18 protein-coding genes are annotated in these 17,537 nt (G+C 68.7%); 11 read left to right on the top strand and 7 right to left on the bottom strand.

What is annotated here, in order from left to right:
• Window positions 1–33: 33 nt before the first annotated feature.
• Both AB0F51_RS29855 and AB0F51_RS29860 read right to left on the bottom strand, forming a co-directional pair.
• Window positions 34–825: an enoyl-CoA hydratase-related protein gene (locus AB0F51_RS29855; protein WP_360285236.1), complete on the bottom strand. Its 792-nt coding sequence runs from the start codon at window positions 823–825 to the stop codon at window positions 34–36.
• A gap of 33 nt (window positions 826–858) precedes the next feature.
• A complete protein-coding gene (locus tag AB0F51_RS29860) occupies window positions 859–1,653 on the bottom strand; it encodes a PaaX family transcriptional regulator C-terminal domain-containing protein (RefSeq protein ID WP_360285238.1) in 795 nt (264 codons plus the stop codon).
• Between the two features lie 182 nt (window positions 1,654–1,835).
• Between AB0F51_RS29860 and AB0F51_RS29865 the strand changes: the two genes are divergently transcribed.
• The gene (locus AB0F51_RS29865; RefSeq protein ID WP_012923066.1) at window positions 1,836–2,003 is read left to right on the top strand and encodes a DUF3117 domain-containing protein; all 168 of its coding nucleotides are present in this window, start codon (window positions 1,836–1,838) and stop codon (window positions 2,001–2,003) included.
• 130 nt (window positions 2,004–2,133) lie between these two features.
• Window positions 2,134–3,654 carry a leucyl aminopeptidase family protein gene (locus tag AB0F51_RS29870; protein WP_360285240.1) on the top strand — a complete coding sequence of 507 codons (1,521 nt, stop codon included), beginning with the start codon at window positions 2,134–2,136 and terminating at the stop codon, window positions 3,652–3,654.
• Here AB0F51_RS29870 and AB0F51_RS29875 read toward each other — a convergent pair.
• Window positions 3,651–5,114 carry an MFS transporter gene (locus AB0F51_RS29875; protein WP_360285242.1) on the bottom strand — a complete coding sequence of 488 codons (1,464 nt, stop codon included), beginning with the start codon at window positions 5,112–5,114 and terminating at the stop codon, window positions 3,651–3,653. The genes AB0F51_RS29870 and AB0F51_RS29875 overlap by 4 nt on opposite strands.
• 202 nt (window positions 5,115–5,316) lie before the next feature.
• Entirely contained in the window at window positions 5,317–6,093 is a 777-nt protein-coding gene (locus AB0F51_RS29880) for a methyltransferase domain-containing protein (RefSeq protein WP_360285244.1), read from the bottom strand.
• A gap of 91 nt (window positions 6,094–6,184) precedes the next feature.
• Here AB0F51_RS29880 and AB0F51_RS29885 point away from each other — a divergent pair, with 91 nt between their 5' ends.
• Window positions 6,185–6,781, top strand: a complete 597-nt coding sequence (locus AB0F51_RS29885; protein ID WP_360285245.1) for an XRE family transcriptional regulator — start codon at window positions 6,185–6,187, stop codon at window positions 6,779–6,781.
• A 30-nt stretch (window positions 6,782–6,811) separates the two neighbouring features.
• On the opposite strand, the gene glgA is transcribed toward AB0F51_RS29885, so the two are convergent.
• Together glgA and AB0F51_RS29895 are read right to left on the bottom strand one after the other, a co-directional pair.
• Window positions 6,812–7,978 (bottom strand): glycogen synthase, encoded by a 1,167-nt coding sequence (glgA, locus tag AB0F51_RS29890; protein WP_360285246.1) that lies wholly within the window; start codon window positions 7,976–7,978, stop codon window positions 6,812–6,814.
• A gap of 69 nt (window positions 7,979–8,047) precedes the next feature.
• A complete protein-coding gene (locus tag AB0F51_RS29895) occupies window positions 8,048–8,584 on the bottom strand; it encodes a GNAT family N-acetyltransferase (protein ID WP_360285247.1) in 537 nt (178 codons plus the stop codon).
• Between the two features lie 66 nt (window positions 8,585–8,650).
• Here AB0F51_RS29895 and glgC point away from each other — a divergent pair, with 66 nt between their 5' ends.
• Genes glgC through AB0F51_RS29935 form a run of 8 tightly spaced genes read left to right on the top strand, consistent with a single transcriptional unit; the run spans window position 8,651 to window position 16,655 of the window.
• On the top strand, window positions 8,651–9,877 hold the full coding sequence (gene glgC / locus AB0F51_RS29900) for a glucose-1-phosphate adenylyltransferase (protein ID WP_360285249.1): 1,227 nt from the start codon (window positions 8,651–8,653) through the stop codon (window positions 9,875–9,877).
• The gene (gene kynU, locus AB0F51_RS29905; protein ID WP_360285250.1) at window positions 9,874–11,145 is read left to right on the top strand and encodes a kynureninase; all 1,272 of its coding nucleotides are present in this window, start codon (window positions 9,874–9,876) and stop codon (window positions 11,143–11,145) included. Before glgC ends, kynU begins: the two co-directional genes overlap by 4 nt.
• Entirely contained in the window at window positions 11,142–12,452 is a 1,311-nt protein-coding gene (locus AB0F51_RS29910) for an NAD(P)/FAD-dependent oxidoreductase (RefSeq protein WP_360285252.1), read from the top strand. The genes kynU and AB0F51_RS29910 overlap by 4 nt, the downstream gene beginning before the upstream one ends.
• A complete protein-coding gene (locus AB0F51_RS29915; protein ID WP_360285254.1) occupies window positions 12,449–13,954 on the top strand; it encodes a 2-hydroxymuconic semialdehyde dehydrogenase in 1,506 nt (501 codons plus the stop codon). The genes AB0F51_RS29910 and AB0F51_RS29915 overlap by 4 nt, the downstream gene beginning before the upstream one ends.
• On the top strand, window positions 13,951–14,373 hold the full coding sequence (locus AB0F51_RS29920; RefSeq protein ID WP_360285255.1) for a RidA family protein: 423 nt from the start codon (window positions 13,951–13,953) through the stop codon (window positions 14,371–14,373). Before AB0F51_RS29915 ends, AB0F51_RS29920 begins: the two co-directional genes overlap by 4 nt.
• Complete coding sequence (locus AB0F51_RS29925; RefSeq protein WP_360285257.1) at window positions 14,373–14,891, top strand: 3-hydroxyanthranilate 3,4-dioxygenase; 519 nt, start codon at window positions 14,373–14,375, stop codon at window positions 14,889–14,891. Before AB0F51_RS29920 ends, AB0F51_RS29925 begins: the two co-directional genes overlap by 1 nt.
• Complete coding sequence (locus tag AB0F51_RS29930) at window positions 14,891–15,907, top strand: amidohydrolase family protein (protein WP_360285259.1); 1,017 nt, start codon at window positions 14,891–14,893, stop codon at window positions 15,905–15,907. Before AB0F51_RS29925 ends, AB0F51_RS29930 begins: the two co-directional genes overlap by 1 nt.
• Before the next feature lie 13 nt (window positions 15,908–15,920).
• Complete coding sequence (locus AB0F51_RS29935; protein ID WP_360285260.1) at window positions 15,921–16,655, top strand: alpha/beta hydrolase; 735 nt, start codon at window positions 15,921–15,923, stop codon at window positions 16,653–16,655.
• 45 nt (window positions 16,656–16,700) lie between these two features.
• On the opposite strand, the gene AB0F51_RS29940 is transcribed toward AB0F51_RS29935, so the two are convergent.
• A complete protein-coding gene (locus AB0F51_RS29940) occupies window positions 16,701–17,375 on the bottom strand; it encodes an O-methyltransferase (protein ID WP_360285262.1) in 675 nt (224 codons plus the stop codon).
• Window positions 17,376–17,537: the final 162 nt, after the last annotated feature.

A 17,537-nucleotide genomic window follows, 5' to 3' on the forward strand; every position in this document is an offset into this window, starting at 1 on the left:
CCGGAACCGACGAGGTTCCGGGCCGCGGTCTGTTCACTTGCCCTGGAAGGTCGGCTTCTCCTTGGCGACGAAGGACGCGACCGCGTTGCGGTGGTCCTCGGTGGCGCCGGTCAGCTCCATCTTGCCGGCCTCGAACTTCAGCGCCTCGGCGAGCGTGTGCGTCGCGGAGTACGCGAGCGACTGCCGAAGGGCGCCATAGGCAACGGTTGGCCCATTGGCCAGCTTGGTCGCCAGCTCGCTGGTCGCCGTACCGAGCTCGTCGGCCGGTACGACGGAACTGGCCAGGCCGAGCGTGAGTGCTTCGGTCGCCGGGATCGTGCGGGGGAAGTACAACAATTCGGTCGCTTTCGCCTGGCCGATCAGCCGGGGCAGGGTCCACGAGATGCCGGTGTCGCAGGACAACGCGATGCCGGCGAAGGCGAAGTTGAAGCCCGCCGTGTCGGCGACGATCCGGAAGTCGCAGGCGAAAGCCATCGACGCGCCGGCCCCGGCGGCGACTCCGTTGACCGAGGCGATCACCGGCTTCGGCATCTCGGCCAGGGCCAGCGCGATCGGCGCGTAGTGTTCGGGAACCGTGCTCCACAGCGCGTCCAGGTCGTTGGCCTGGAGCAGCCCGATGTGCTCCTTCAGGTCCTGGCCGACGCAGAACGCCCGCCCGGTCCCGGTCAGCACGACACAGCGGACCGCCTCGTCCTCGGCGGCCGCCGCGACGGCGTCCCGCAGCGCCACCTTGGTCGGCGTGTCGAGCGAGTTCATCGCCTCCGGCCGGTTCAGGGTGATCGTGGCGACGCCCGCCGTCACGTCGTACGCGACAGAGTCACTCATCGTTGCTGGCTCCCAACACTCGGTGAAAAACAGTCAGTGAACGGTCAGGCAGTTGTCCACGAAACGCCCGGCCGCGTGGCTCAGCCGGGTGGCGTGGAAATCGAAGAACGCGGCCGCCCGGGTACCGGCCCAGTCGGTCGGCAGCAACTCGGCCGGCAGGCCCGGATCGAGGAACAGGAACTTGCGCCACTCGTGCACCAGCTCAGACCGTACTGCGAACGCCTGCTCGTCGGTGACCTCGTCGCCCGCGCTGTCGGCCAGCGCCTTGGCCTCGTTCAGCCAGGCGTCGTACGACGCGCCGAGCTCGTCCAGTTTCCAGACCCGCCGGGCGAACGATGCCGCGTCATCGTCGACCGGTGCGCGGAACCGGTCGGCAGCGATCCCTTCGACGTCGAGGATCTGGTCCACCTCGGCGTCGTGGCGCAGCCCGACCCAGGCCGCCTCGGACAGCGGAGCCCAACCCAGGAAGGCGAATTGGCTCGCCAGCTGCTCGCGGCGGCGGGCGTTCGGGATCTCGCGCAGGATGCTCAGATGCCAGTGCCCGTCCCACTCGCCCTCGCTGCCGTCGGCGCCGGTCCGGTAGATCCGGGCGGCGGCGTCGTCGAGGCGGCGACGCGCCCGGGCGGTGAGCGCGTAGCCGGGTTGCCCGTCGATCTTGACCGGCTCCAGCCAGCCCTGCCGGACCATCCGCGAGACAGCGGTCCGGACGGCCGGCGGATGCACGCCCAGCGGGGCGAGCAGCCGAACCAGGGCGGCCACCGGGGCACGCGCTCCCCGCGCGCGCAGGTGGTCGCCGTACAGGTCGAAGAGCGCTGAACGGGCGTGCACGAGACCTGAGTCTGCCGTATGGTGCACGGCTCTGGCCCGTGATCGGGGATAATGGGTCCAGATAGACAGTGCGATGCGCGCCGACGGCGCATCACCACGTGGGCGCCGGCGACGGAACTCCCTCGTGGTGTCGTCGCTCAACACCGAAGAGGGCAGTATCCAATGAGGGAAGGGGTGCGCGCATGGCGGCGATGAAGCCGCGGACGGGCGATGGTCCGCTCGAGGTCACCAAGGAGGGCCGGGGCATCGTGATGCGGGTTCCGCTCGAGGGCGGCGGTCGGCTCGTCGTCGAGCTGAACGCCGATGAGGCGACCGAGCTGGGAAACGCGCTCAAAGCCGTTGTCGGCTGATCCGATCCCCCGGGGCGCTCGGCAGAGCGCACCCTGAACCACTCCGCGACCCCGGTGGGTGCCTTTTCCGGCACCGGCCGGGGTCGTTACGGTTGCACCCACAACCTTTGATCAAAAGTGAGGACGTCAGGTGGCTCGCCGCAGCAGCGCCCGCAACATCTTCCCGACTCTGCCTGCCGTTGTCTGGCAGCCCGGGCTCCCGGTCCACGGGTCGCGCACCTGGGTGATCGTGGTCGGCGAGGCGGGACTGCCGGCCGCTGCCAAGGAAGCCAGTGAGCGGCTCGGGGTCGACCTCGACCGGCTGCTCGAGGCGCAGCGCGGCACCGGGTTCACCCCGGGAGCCGGCGCGACCGCGGCGTACCCGCTGCTGACCGGTGAGGTGGCCGAGGTGCTGCTGGTCGGGGCCGGTGACGGCTCCTCGCGGGACCTGCGACACGCCGGAGCGGCGATCGCGCGGTTCGGCCGGGGCAAGGACGAGCTGACCACGGTGGTTGCCGAGGGCATCGACGATGACGCGCTCCAGGCGTTTGCCGAAGGCATCGTGCTGGGGTCGTTCACGTTCACCCGCAAGACCGTCGACGCAGGCAAGCCCGTGGTCGAGCGGGTGGTGCTGACCGACGGCACCGACCTGGATCGCGCCGCCGTGCTGGAGCGCGGTCTGGTGATCGGCCGGACCGGCTGGCTGGCGCGCGAACTGGCCACCACCCCCTCGAACGAGAAGGACCCGGCCTGGCTGGCCGCCCGCGCCACCGAGCTGGCCGGCAAGACCGGGCTGGACGTGCGGGTCTGGGACGAGAAGCAGCTCGCGGCCGACGGCTTCGGCGGCATCCTCGCGGTCGGCCAGGGCTCGACCCGCCCGCCGCGGCTGATCCGGCTGGACTACACCCCCGAAGGCGCCACCGAGGACACCCCGTACGTCGTCCTGGTGGGCAAGGGCATCACGTACGACACCGGCGGCCTGTCGCTGAAGCCGCGCGAGGGCATGGTGTCGATGAAGCGCGACATGACCGGCGGTGGTTCGGTGATCGCGACGATGGCGGCCCTGCGCGAGCTGGGTGCGCAGGTCAAGGTGACCGGGCTGATCTGTTCGGCGGAGAACATGCCCTCGGGAACGGCGTACCGGCCGGACGACGTGATCCGGCACTACGGCGGCCGGACGACCGAGGTCAAGAACACCGACGCCGAGGGGCGGCTGGTGCTGGCCGACGGACTCGCCTACGCGGTGAAGGAGCTGAAGCCCGACGCGATCGTCGACATCGCGACGCTGACCGGCGCGATCAAGGTGTCGCTCGGCTCGATGCTGTACGGCGGGTTGTTCGCCACCGACGACGGACTGGCGGAGCAGCTGTCCGCGGCCGGTGAGGTGTCGGGCGAGCGGCTGTGGCGGATGCCGTTGCCGGACCAGTACGCCGACCTGATCTCGACGCCGATCGCCGACTCGGTGAACAGCTCGAAGGGTCCGGGCTCGATCACCGCCGCGCTCTTCCTGAAGGCTTTCGCCGGTGACCTGCCGTGGGCCCATCTCGACCTGTCGAGCATCGCGGAGTCGCCGCGCGACGAGTTCGAGTACTCCCTCGGCGCAACCGGCGCCGGCGCCCGCCTGCTCACCACCTGGCTGACAGGCGAAGCGCCCACGGCCGGGATCAGCTAGGCCCTCTTTTGGGGCGAGGCGCTCTGAGGGCCGCGCGCGAGAACGTAGACGAACAGCGCGGCCATCACGGCGAAGCCTGCCCACATGGCCTGTTGCCAGCCGTCGACGAAGGACTCCTGCGCGGCCCGAATGAGTGCCTCCGCTTGTGGGCCAGCTCCCTCTGCTGCCGCGATGGCGTTGGCGACGCCCTCGCGAGCGGTGTCGGCTGCGCCCTCGGGGATGCCCGGCGTACCGGCGAGCCTGGAATCGATGGCGCTGCTGTAGCCGGCGGACAGGACTGCTCCGAGGAGCGCGACGCCTAGCGCAGTACCGAACTCTCTGGTGACGTCGTTGAGGGCGGACGCGACTCCTTGGCGTTCGCGGGGCAACGCGGTGGTGATGGCTTCGGTGGACGGGGTCATCGACAGGCCCATTCCGAGTCCCATTGCCAGCATCCCGGGCAGGACCGAGAGGTAGCCGCCTTCGACGGAGACGAAGGTCGCCATCAGGGCCAGGCCCGCGGCGCCGAGGAGGATTCCGGATGCCATCGTCGAGCGGCTTCCGATCCGTGCGGCGAGATGTGGTGCCAGGCCGGAGGCGAACATCATCAGCAGCGCCATCGGCATCAGCGCGAAGGTCGAGCGCAGCCCGGACCAACCGAGCACTGCCTGGAAGTACGGGAAGAGGACGACGAAGATCCCCGCCAGTACGCCGAAGACGGCCAGCAGCGATACGGAACCGCTGGCTGGTCCGCGCTCCCGGAAGAGGCGGATGTCGAGGAGCGGGGCTTGCTGACGTAGCTCCCAGGCGATGAAGCCGGCTGCGGCGAGGACGCCGATGAGCAGACTCAGCAGGGTCGCGGGCTCCGTCCATCCCTTCACCGGGCCTTCGTGCAGGACGAAGATCAGGCCGAGTACTGCGACCAGTGACGTCAGCGAGCCGATGAGGTCGAAGCGATGGTCGGTGGTTTCGCGGGAGTTCGGGACGGAGCGCAACGCCATCAGTGCGGCGGCGAGGACGAGGGCGACCGGCAGGACGAAGAGCCAGCGCCAGGTTGCCAGGTCGACCAGGACGGCCGAGAGGAACATCCCGAGGATGCCGCCGCCACCGGCGACGGCGCTCCACACGCCGATCGCCTTCGAACGCTCCTGGTCGGGGAAGGTCGAGGTGATGACGGCGAGGGTGACCGGCATGATCATCGCCGCGCCTACGCCGCTGAGTAGGCGTGCGGCGAGCATGACCTCGGTCGAGGTGGCGAGGCCGGCTGCTGCGCTCGCTGCTCCGAAGATGGCGAGGCCGGTGAGTAGTACCGGCTTGCGACCCCAGCGGTCGCCGATCGCGCCGAGCGGGAGGAGGAGCGCGGCGAGGCTGATCGTGTAGATGTTGATGATCCACAGCACGGTGCTCTGCGAGGCACCGAACTCGACGGCAAGCTCGGGCTGGGCGACGTTCAGCCCGGAGACCGAGGCGATGACAGCCATCAACGCGACGCAAACCGCAACCAGAATCGCCCGCCGCCGCCGCCGCCGCGGGTCGCCAATGGTCGCTTCCGCCGGTTCCGCCGGGGCAGGGTGGTTCGTGCTCATGAGTTCCTCTCAGAGGGCAGGGGAAACCAGCGCCGAGCCTGCGGCTCGGCGCGGAGGTTGCCGGTGCTGGTGCCGCGGGGTGCGGCGCTGCGGGGTGTTACCTGTGGCGGGTGGCGCGGACTATCACGTCGTGGAGGGTTGCCTCTCGGCCGCCGGGGGCGGCGAGGGTGCGGTGCTGCTCCTCGGCGGTGACGACCTCCCAGTCCGTGAGGTCTAGGCGGGCTGTGATGGCGGCGGCGGTGGCCGATGCCTCGGCGGGAGGGTGGTGGTCGTGGCCGCTTGTGTGGGTGTGCAGGTGGCCGACGATCAGCAGGGTGCCGCCGGGCGCCACCCAGGTGGCGAGGCGGTCGTAGAACTCCAGCTGTGGCATGGCTGGATGGGCGTAGTGGGTCATCACCAGGTCGTACTGCGTGCTCGGCTCCCAGACGCTCAGGTCCGCCTCGACCCACTGCACCCGCCCCGCCGATCCGCGCCCAGCCGATCCGCGTCCAGCCGATCCGCGCCCAGCCGATCCGCGTCCAGCCGATCCGCGCCCAGCCGATCCGCGTCCAGCCGCGCGCCCAGCCGATCCGCGCCCAGCCGCGCGCTCAGCGGCTGCGTGGTCAGCCGCGTGCTCGGCGGCTTCGCTCGCAGCCGCGCGGGTGGCGGCGCGGGTCAGCGCTTCTGCAGAGATGTCGGCTGCCGTGACCTGCCAGCCGTTCGACGCGAGCCAGGTCGCTTCGGCGCCCTCGCCGCAGCCGGCGTCCAGCGCCGTACCAGGAACCAGGCCGCCGACCTCGCGGGACAGGTAGGGGTTCGGCGGGTGAGTGCCCAGTGCCCCGCCGGCCCAGTGCTGCTCCCAGTACTCCCGATCGAACCGGTGTTGCTCGGTCATCTCCACGTCCTCTCGTCAGGCTTCCCTTGACGAGCGTGCGACCATGACCACGGATGAGCAAACTACGTTGCCGAATGGAAAATTGGCGCCGATGAACGATTCGCTGGACCGCACTCTCGAGGCGGTCGGACCGAGACTGAAACAGCTCCGGCAACGCCGCGACGTCACCCTCGTCGAACTGGCGCAGGAGACCGGCATCTCCGTCAGCACCTTGTCCAGGCTGGAGGCTGGGCTACGGCGCCCCACGCTGGAGCAGTTGCTCCCGTTGGCCCGCTGCTACGGCGTCACCATCGACGAACTCGTCGACGCCCCGCCCACCGGCAATCCGCGCGTCACCCTGCGGCCCATCAACTGCGACGACGGCTCGGTCATCCTGCCGCTGACTCGCCGGCCGGGAGGCATCCAGGCGTACAAGTTCGTCCTACCAGCAGGCAAGGACGATGCCGAGCCGGAGCTGCGCACTCACGAGGGCTACGACTGGGCGTACGTGCTGAACGGCACCCTGCGCCTCGTCCTGGGCGACCACGACCTCCTGCTCCAACCAGGTGAGGCCGCGGAGTTCGACACCCGTACGCCGCACTGGTTCGGCGCCACCAGCGCGGGACCGGTCGAGTTCCTCAGCCTGATCGGCAAACAAGGCGAACGAGCCCACGTCCGGGTCGCGCCGAAAGTCCGTCCGCCGAAATAGCCAGCTCACGGGTCCCACCAGCGACTTGAATCAGCTCGTGGTGCCCACCAGCGATTCGTACAGCGCGACGGTCCGGTCGGCGACCGCGTCCCAGCCGAATTCGGAGATGGCCCGGGCGCGGCCGGCCTTGCCCATCGCTTCGGCTTGGGCGGGGTCGGCGACCAGGGCGTTGATGCCTTCGGCGAGCTGCCGTTCGAAGGTGGTGGGGTCGGCCTCGTCGTACGGGACCAGCGTGCCGGTGACGCCGTCGACGACGACGTCGGGGATGCCGCCGACCGCGCTGGCGACGACGGCGGTCTCGCAGGCCATCGCCTCCAGGTTCACGATGCCGAGCGGCTCGTAGACGGACGGGCAGCAGAACGCCAGCGCATGCGTGAGCACCTGGCGGACCTCTTCGCGCGGCAGCATCTCCGAGACGATGAACACACCGTCGCGGGTCGCCTTCAGTTCGTCGACGAGGGCGTCGGTCTCGGCCTTCAGCTCAGGGGTGTCGGCGGCGCCGGCCAGCAGGACGAGCTGCACCGACGGGTCCAGCTGCAGCCCGGCGCGGAGCAGATGGGGGACACCCTTCTGGCGGGTGATCCGGCCGACGAACGTCACGTACGGACGGTTGAGGTCGACGCCGAGGCGTTCGAGCACGGTCGTCGAAGGGTCCGGGTGGTAGAAGTCCGCGTCGATGCCGTTGGTGATGATGTGCACCTTGGCCGGGTCGATCGCCGGGTAGCTGGCGAGGATGTCGTCCCGGGTCGCGTTGCTGACCGCGACCACGGCATCGGCGGCCTCGTACGCCGTACGCTCGGCCCAGCTCGACAACCGGTACCCGCCTCCCAGCTGCTCCGCCTTCCACGGTCGCAGCGGCTCCAGCGAGTGCGCCGTGACCACGTGCGGTACGCCGTACAGGAGCTTGGCCCAGTGGCCGGCCATGTTCGCGTACCAAGTGTGGGAGTGGACGAGCTCGGCGCTGTCCACGGCCGCCGTCATGGTCAGGTCGGTGGACAGCACCCGGAGGGCCGAGTTCGCGTGCGGAATGCGTGCGTCGTCCTCGGAGTGGGCGATCGCGCCGTTGCGCGGTTCACCCATGCAGTGCACGTCCACCGCGAGCCTCTTGCGCAACTCGCGGACCAGGAAGTCGACATGCACCCCCGCCCCGCCGTACACGTCCGGAGGGAACTCACGCGTGAGGATCGCGATCTTCATCCCCCGACCATAAGCCACCCGGAACCTGGATTCGCCGGGTAGCGCGCCGCCGGCCGGCGGCCGGCGGAGTCAGGACGTGCGGGTCGGGACCCAGAAGCGGAGTTTGCCGTGGCGTTCGTCCTCGAGTTCGCCGCCGGCCGCGAGGATGACGCGCCGGGACACCTCGTTGTCCTCGTCGCAGGTGAGCAGCGCCGGGTCGATGCCGAGCCGGGCCGCGATCGGAAGCGACTGGGTCAGCATCTGGGTGGCGTAGCCGCGGCGGCGGGCGGACGGGCGGACGAAGTACCCGATGTGGCCGCCGAGCTCCAGCAGGGCCGGGGTGAGGTCGTGCCGGATGGCGACCCGGCCGATCCAGTCGATGCCGTCGACGAACCAGAGCATGGTCTCGTGCACGATGTCCGCGGGCGGCGGCACGCTCTCGTCGGCCTGGGCCTTGATCGCGTCGACCATCCGGGCGAACTCCACCGGATCCTCGGCCTGCTCCCGGCTCCACTCCTGGAAGAACCCCCGCGCCCCCATCCACCGCTGCTCCGAATCGTCCAGCTCGGCCCAGGCTTCGAGGAAGGATCGGCGCACAGCAGTAGTGGGTTCGACGAGAATTGGCATAACCCTAGTGTCCGCGACACTCGCAACCGTCTTATGTAACTTCGGATCGAAAGCTAAGGTGCGGACATGGCGAAGGCACCCAGAGTTCTCGGAATCGTGCTGGCCGGCGGCGAAGGCAAGCGGCTGATGCCGCTCACGGCGGACCGGGCCAAACCGGCTGTGCCGTTCGGCGGGAGTTATCGCCTGATCGACTTCGTGCTGTCCAACCTGGTCAACGCGGGCATCCGCAACCTGTTCGTACTCACGCAGTACAAGTCGCACTCGCTGGATCGGCACGTGACGATCACCTGGCGGATGTCCACCTTCCTGGGCAACTTCGTCAGCTGCGTCCCGGCCCAGCAGCGGCTCGGCCCGCAGTGGTACCAGGGCAGCGCGGACGCGATCTACCAGTCGATGAACCTGATCGACGACTTCCAGCCCGACATCATCGTGGTGTTCGGCGCCGACCACGTGTACCGGATGGACGCCTCGCAGATGGTCGCGGCGCACCTCGAGCGCGGTAACGGGGTGACCGTGGCCGGGATCCGGGTGCCGCGCGCCGAGGCGTCGGAGTTCGGCGTGATCAAGACCGCCGACGACGGGCACACGATCGCCGACTTCCTGGAGAAGCCGGCCGATCCGCCCGGGCTGCCGGACTCGCCGGACGAGACCTTCGCCTCGATGGGCAACTACGTCTTCACCGCCGACGTGCTGGTCGAGGCGCTGCGCAAGGACGCCGCCAACCCGGCGTCGCGGCACGACATGGGCGGCGACATCGTCCCGATGATGGTGGCCGAGGGCAAGGCCGGGGTCTACGACTTCAAGGACAACGACGTACCGGGCGCGCTCGACCGGGACCGTTCGTACTGGCGGGACGTCGGCTCGCTGGACTCGTACCACGAGGCGCACATGGACCTGGTCTCGATCCAGCCGGTGTTCAACCTGTACAACCACGACTGGCCGATCTTCACCTCGCACCCGCAGCTGCCGGGCGCGAAGTTCACCGACGACGCGACCGTCGGCGAGACGATCGTCTGCTCCGGCTCGATCATCACCGGCGCGTGTGTCGACCATTCCGTGCTCGGCGCGAACGTGATCGTGAGCTCGGGCGCGACGATCGAGCGCGCGGTGATCATGGACAACTGCCGGATCGGCGCCAACGCCGTACTGCGGAACGTGATCCTGGACAAGAACATCGTGGTGCCACCCGGCGTGAAGATCGGCGTCGACCCGGACCTGGACCGCGAACGCGGCTTCACCGTCAGCAAAGGCGGCGTGACAGCGATCGGGAAGGGAACGGTCATCGAGCCGTGAGCTCCGGCGAGGCTGAGGCCAAGGCGCTCGATGCCGCGGATCCCGGGCATCGGGAGTTGTTCGACGTTCCGCCGGCGCAGGGTGGGCGCTATCCGGAGGTTGCGTACTTCGCGGGTAACTCGCTGGGGTTGCGGCCGAAGGCGACGCGGGGCGAGTTGCTCGAGGATCTCGACGCGTGGGCAACGCTCGGGGTCGAGGGGCATCTGGACGCGACCAGGCCGTGGTTGCCGTACCACTCGTTGCTGACCGAGCCGGCCGCGCGGCTGGTGGGCGCGTTGCCGAGCGAGACCGTCGTGATGAACTCGCTGACGGTCAACCTGCACCTGCTGATGGTGTCGTTCTACCGGCCGACCGCGGACCGCTTCAAGATTGTCATCGAGGACTCGGCGTTCCCGTCCGACAGCTACGCCGTACGGTCGCAGGCGCAGTTCCACGGCTACTCGCCCGACGAGGCGATCGTCCGGCTCCAGCCGCCTCCCGGCGAGTCCGTACTGCGAACCGAAGACATCGTCGCCGCGGTCAGCGTCCCGGACGTGGCGCTCGTGCTTCTCGGTGGCGTGAACTACCTGACCGGCGAGCTGATGGACATCCCGGGGATCACGGCGGCCGGGCACGCGGCTGGAGCCGTCGTCGGCTGGGATCTCGCGCACGCGGCCGGAAACGTGCCGTTGTCGCTGCATGACTGGGATGTCGACTTCGCCGCCTGGTGTTCGTACAAGTACCTGAACTCCGGACCGGGCTCACTGGCCGGCGCGTTCGTGCACGAGCGGCACCTCGGTACTTCGTTGCAGCGTTTTGAGGGCTGGTGGAGCACCGAGCAGGCGAGCCGGTTCGAGATGGCGCCGGAGTCCCGGCCGCCCGCGACCGCCGACGCGTGGCAGGTGTCCAACCCGCCGATCTTCGCGATGAGTCCGGTCCGCACCTCGCTGGAGCTCTTCGACAAGATCGGCATCGAAGTACTGCGCGAGCGCAGCCTGCGGCTCACGGCGTACCTGGAGTGGTTGCTCGCCGAGATCACGCCTCGCCGGCCGCTCCAGGTGATCACGCCGTCCGATCCGTCCCGACGGGGCGCTCAGCTGTCGCTGCGCATCAGCGGTTCGCTGCGGGCCGGTGAACTGGCGAAGACGCTGCGCTTCGAGCACGGCGTGATCGCGGACGCACGAGAGCCCGACGTACTACGGCTGGCGCCCGTCCCGCTCTATTCGCAGTACCACGACTGCTGGCGCGCGGTGGACGCGCTGGCCCAGGCCGTCCCGGAGAGTGCATGAGCGAACGTGTAGCCATCGTCGGCGCCGGGCTGGCGGGGAGCCTGCTCGGGTGTTACCTGGCGCGTCGCGGGCTGTCGGTCACCCTGTACGAGCGGCGGCCGGATCCGCGGGTCGGGCAGCCCGAGCGGGGGCGGTCGATCAACCTGGCGATCTCCGAGCGCGGGCTGGACGCGTTGCGCCGGATCGGGCTGGTCGAGCAGGTGATGGCGGACGCGTTGCCGATGAAGGGGCGGATGATCCATCCGGTCGAGGGGCCGCTGGACTTCCAGCAGTACAGCGCGTCGGGGGAGCGGGCGATCAACTCGATCAGTCGCGGCACGCTGAACAACGCGCTGCTCGACGCGGCCGCGGCGGCTCCTGGCGTGGAGGTGCTGTTCGAGCACCGCCTGGTGGAGCTCGACTCGGCCTCGGGCTCGATGGTGTTCGAGACGCCTGCAGGCCTGGTGAAGGCGACAGCGGACGTCGTACTGGGTGCTGATGGGGCGGGGTCAGCGGTGCGCGAGCAGTTGCTGGCCGAGGGCGCCGTGGGGGAGGAGGTCGACTTCCTCGACTACGGCTACAAGGAGTTGAGCATCCCGCCCGCGGACGGGACATTTGCGATGGACCCGGGCGCGCTGCACATCTGGCCCCGCGGTACGTCGATGATGATCGCGTTGCCGAACCCAGATCAGTCCTTCACCTGCACGTTGTTCTGGCCGGCCGGGAGTTTCGATGCCCTGAGCAACCGGGAGTCGATCGAACTGCACTTCCGCGAGCATTATCCAGATCTGTTGCCGATGGCACCTTCGTTGGTGGACGACTATCTGCACAACCCGGTCGGCGTACTGGGAACAGTGCACACGCAGCCGTGGCAGGCTCATGGCCGGACCGCGCTGATCGGCGACGCGGCCCACGCGATCGTTCCGTTCTACGGACAGGGCGCGAACTGCGCCTTCGAGGACGTGGTCGAGCTGGACCGCTGTCTGTCCGACACCGGTGGCTCGTGGGCGCGCGCCCTGCCGTTGTACGAGCACCGCCGACGGGAGAACACCGAGGCCATCGCGGAGATGGCGCTGGCCAACTTCGTCGAAATGCGCGACAAGGTGGCCTCGCCGGTCTTCCGCCTGGGCAAGCGAGTCGAGCATGGGTTGGAGCGGCTCTTTCCCGGACGCTACATCTCCCGCTACGAACTGGTGTCCTTTACGACCACGCCGTACGCGCAGATCCAGCACCGTGTGCAGCGCCAGCACCAGTACCTCGCTGCTGCCGCGCTGCTGGGCGCAGGTGTGTTGGGGGCCGCCGCGCGGATCGCCCGGAGACCGCGATGACTTTGTGGCAGCCGGGGCTCTTGACCGGGCAACCGACCTCGGTGGGGCTGCTGCGGAACTACGTCGGCGGGGCCTTCGTGGATGGCGGTGGCTCGAGCTTCGCCAAGGTCAGCCCGGTGACGGGCGAGCAGATCTTCGACGTGTCCGAAGCCGATGCCGGGACGGTGGATGCCGCGGTGTCGGCCGCGCGGGCCGCGTTGGACGGGCCGTGGGGGCGGATGAGCGAGCAGGAGCGCGCGGTGGTGCTCCGGCGGGTGGCTGACGAGTTGGAGCGCCGTTTCGACGATCTGGTGGCGGCCGAGGTGGGCGACACCGGCAAGTCGATCAGCCAGGCCCGGACGCTCGACATTCCGCGGGGCGCTGCCAACTTCCGGTCCTTCGCTGATTTTGCGACTACGGCGTCGACCGAGTCCTTCACCACCGTGCTCGCCGATGGCCGGCGGGCTTTGAACTACGCCGTGCGCAAGCCGGTCGGGGTTGTCGCGATCATCGTGCCCTGGAACCTTCCGCTGCTGTTGCTCACCTGGAAGGTGGCGCCGGCGCTTGCCTGCGGCAACGCCGTGGTGGTGAAACCTTCGGAGGAGACTCCGTCGTCGGCCACCGTTCTCGCCGAGGTGATGGACGCGGCCGGAGTACCGGCTGGGGTTTTCAATCTGGTGCATGGATTCGGGCCGTCGTCGGCCGGTGAGTTCCTGACCCGGCATCCTGGTGTTGATGCGATCACGTTCACGGGTGAGTCGGCGACCGGGTCGGCGATCGCCAAGGTCGCGGCCGACGGGGTGAAAGCTGTTTCCTTCGAGTTGGGTGGCAAGAACGCCGGTCTGGTCTTCGCCGATGCCGATCTGGACGCGGCGGTCGAGGGCTCGGTCCGGTCGGTCTTCACCAACGGCGGGCAGGTCTGCCTCTGCACGGAACGGCTCTACGTCGAGCGGCCGATCTTCGACGAGTTCTGCACCCGGCTTGCAGCCCGCGCCGCCGAAATGCCCTTCGGCTGGCCCGCCGACGAGGCCACCGTGAACATGCCCCTGATCTCCAAAACCCACCGCGACAAGGTCCTCTCGTACTACGACCTGGCGCGCGCCGAGGGCGCCTCGATCCTCACCGGTGGTGGGGTTCCGTCCTTCGGCGATGCGCGTGACAACGGTTGCTATGTGCAACCGACCGTAGTGACGGGGTTGCCGACTTCCGCTCGGACGAACACGGAGGAGATCTTCGGGCCGATCTGTCACGTGGCGCCGTTCGACTCCGAGGACGAAGCGTTTGCCTTGGCCAACGACAGTCAGTACGGGCTGGCGGCAACGGTTTGGACGCGGGACGTCGGCCGGGCGCATCGGGCCGGGGCGGCGCTCGACGTGGGCATCGTGTGGGTGAACACGTGGTTCCTCCGAGACCTGCGGACACCCTTTGGTGGGATGAAGCTCTCCGGCATCGGCCGGGAGGGTGGCAACCACTCGCTGCACTTCTACTCCGAACTGACCAACGTGTGCGTGGAGCTGTCATGAGCGAGGCGAAGCTGGTGGCGGGGAAGGCGACACCGCGCGGGCGGTTTCCGCATGTGAAGGTGGCGGGTGGGTTCGCCTACGTTTCGGGGACGTCCAGCCGGTTGCCGGACAACACGATCGCGGGCGCCTCGGTCGACGAGTTCGGGACGACGACATTGGACATCCGGGTGCAGACGCGGGCCGTGCTGGAGAACATCCGCGACATCCTGGCGGCCGTCGGCGCGGATCTCGGCGATCTGGTCAGCGTCACGACGTACTTGGTGTCGATGAACGACTTCGGTGGGTACAACGAGGTCTACGGCGAGTTCTTCGACGAGACTGGTCCGGCCAGGACGACTGTCGCGGTACATCAACTGCCGCATCCTCAATTGTTGATCGAGATTCAAGCCGTCGCGGCGATCCCGCAAAGGAGCGAATGATGGTCAATCTGGAGTCCACGAACTTCCCGGAGTGGATCGAGCAGAACAAGCACCTGCTCAAGCCGCCGGTGGGCAACAAGCAGATGTTCCCGACCGGCGACGACTTCATCACCATGGTGGTCGGCGGGCCGAACCAGCGCAACGACTTCCACGTCGATCCGTACGAAGAGTTCTTCTACCAGATCAAGGGCACGATGCACGTCGACGTGATGACGGACGACGGCCCGGCCCGCGTCGACATCAACGAGGGCGAGATGTGGGTGCTGCCGCGCAACATGCCGCACTCCCCGCAACGCGACGCGGACTCGATCGGCCTGGTGATCGAACGAGTCCGCGAACCCGGCACCCTGGAGAAGTTCCGCTGGTACTGCGCCAACTGCAACGGCATAGTCCACGAGGTAGAACTCCAGGTCACCGACATCGTCGCCGACCTCCCCCCAGTCTTCCAGGCCTTCTACGAAAGCGAAGAAGCCCGCACCTGCCCCACCTGCGACACCCTCCACCCAGGCAAGGCCTGATGCCACGCACCGTCGACATCCACACGCATCTGGTGCCGAAGGGTTGGCCGGACTTGGCGGCTGCGTGTGGCGGTGAGGGGTGGCCGTGGTTGCGGGTGGATTCTGAGCGGGCGGCGATGATCATGGTGGGGGAGACCGAGTTCCGGCCGGTGGGGGTGGAGGCTTGGGATCCGGTGGCGCGGCGGGTGGATATGGATGCTGATGGCATCGATCTGCAGGTGGTTTCGCCTACGCCGGTGTTCTTCGGGTATGAGCGGCCGGTGGATCAGGCGGTCAAGGTGGCGCGGATCTTCAACGATCTGACCTTGGAGACGCTTGCCGGGGACAACAGACTGGTGCCGTTCTGCCAGGTGCCGTTGCAGGATCCGGACGCGGCCTGCGCGGAGCTCGACCGGTGTCTGGCTGCCGGGCACGTCGGGGTCGAGATCGGCAACCACGTGGGGGACAAGGATCTCGACGACGCCGGGATCGTTGCCTTCCTCAAGCATTGTGCCGAGGTCGGCGCCCCGGTGCTGGTCCATCCGTGGGACATGCCGGGCGGTCCACGGCTTGATCGCTGGATGGCGCGGTGGCTGACCGGAATGCCGGCAGAGACACATCTTTCCCTGCTGGCCATGATCCTCGGCGGCGCCTTCGACGAGTTGCCCGAGTCGCTGCGGATCTGTTTCGCCCACGGTGGTGGGAGTTTCGCCTTCTGGCTCGGCCGGGTGGAAAACGCCTGGCAGCGCCGCGGCGACGTAGTACGGGGAAAGTCCCAGCATCCGCCGAGTCACTATCTCGGGCGGTTCTCCGTCGACACCGTGGTGTTTGAGCAACCAGCGTTGCGGTTACTGGTGGAGACCCTTGGTGAGGACCAGGTGATGGTCGGCAGTGACTACCCGTACCCGCTCGGTGAACGGCCCGTGGGGGAGGTTGTCCGGCGGGCCGACTGGCTCTCGGCCGATCAGCAGGTCAAGCTGCTGTCAGAGAACGCCCTGCGTTTCCTGGGCCCGAGCGTCCCGCCGGCGGGACACTAGCTGGGAGGTCTGTATGACGGAAGACCGCTCCGTACTGTCACGCGAGGCAAGGGAACCCGACGACCAGCTGCAGTACGGCGACTACCCGGAGCAAGTGGTCGACGTCTGGCACGCGAAGGAGCACCGTCCGACGATCGTCTTCATCCATGGCGGGTTCTGGCGCCCGGAGTACGACCGGACCCATGCCCGCCCGCTCGGTGAGGCGCTGGCCGACGAGGGCTGGTCGGTGGCGTCGATCGAGTACCGGCGCGAACCGGGACATCCGGACCGTACTGCGGAGGACGTCCGCGACGCGCTCGACCGGCTGCCCGACCTGATGGACCTCCAAGCCGGCTTCGTGCTGACCGGCCACTCAGCGGGCGGCCACCTGGCTTTGTGGGCCGCGGCAACCTTCAACCCGGTCCGGCTCCGCGGAATCGTCGCACTGGCGCCGGTCGCCGACCTGCTGATGGCCGACCAACTCGGGCTCGACAAGACCGCAGTACAGGACTTCATCGGCGGCGGGGTGCGCAACGACCTGGACCCCACCCACCTCCCGGCCCCGATCATGCCGGTCGCGATCGTCCACGGCACCGCCGACCAGCGCGTACCGATCGGAGTCTCCGAGTCCTACGTGACCGCACACCCGACCGCCAGGCTCGTCCGGGTGGAGGGCATCGGCCACTACGAGCTCATCGACCCGCTCTCCGACGCCTGGCCGCACGTCACCGCCGAAATCACCAGATTCGCCGGCTGGGCCCAGGAGTAGCCCTCCAGCCCGGCGATGTACGCCGGTTCTTCCAGCAGCTTGGCGTCAGGCGCGTTTGACGGCGGCCAGGAGGCCGTTGCTGGTGGGGAGGAGGGCTGAGGTGAGGTCGTCGTTGTCACGGACGGCTCGGATCAAGTCGCGGACGGCGGTGGTTTCCGGGTCGCGGTGGGCCGGGTCGGCGACCCGGCCGCGGTGCAGGGCGTTGTCGAAGGCAACGACGCCGCCGGGGCGGAGCAGGCGAAGAGCCTCGTGCAGGTACGCCGTGTACTCACGCTTGTCCGCGTCGCAGAAGACCAGGTCGTAGTGGCCGTCGGTGAGCCGGGTGACGACGTCCAGCGCCGAGCCGGCGATCAGCCGGAAGCGGTTGGACGGGATCCCGGCGTCCAGGAACGTCTTGCGGGCCAGGCGCTGGTTCTCCGCGTCAAGGTCGACCGTGGTCAGCGTGCCGTCGGAGCGCATACCGCGCAGCAGCGCCAGGCCGGAGACACCGGTCCCGGTGCCGATCTCGACGACCGCCTTCGCGCCCGCCGCGGCGGCCAGCATGCTCAGCGCGGAGGCCGCGCCGGGGCCGATCGCGGAGATGCCGCTGTCCTCGGCGCTCGCCCGTGCACCGGTGACGACCTCGTCCTCACCGGTGTAGTCCTCGGCGTAGGCCCAGGACGTGGGGTCGATGCCCGTGGCGATGATGCCCTCCCTGATCGATGCCGCTGCGGTACTCATCCCTGCGCTGGTCATACTGCGCTGCTCATATAGGGCGAAGCCTAGCGTCCCGAGGCGCCCGATCAGCGCCTCCCGCGCGGAGGTTGCGCACTCTTGCTCGTAACTTGGGCCCTTGAGCAGATATGATCGTGTTGACGAGGCAGCAATCACCCGCTGAAGGAG

This window comes from Kribbella sp. NPDC023855 (genome assembly GCF_040639475.1).
In the GTDB taxonomy this organism is placed as follows: domain Bacteria; phylum Actinomycetota; class Actinomycetes; order Propionibacteriales; family Kribbellaceae; genus Kribbella.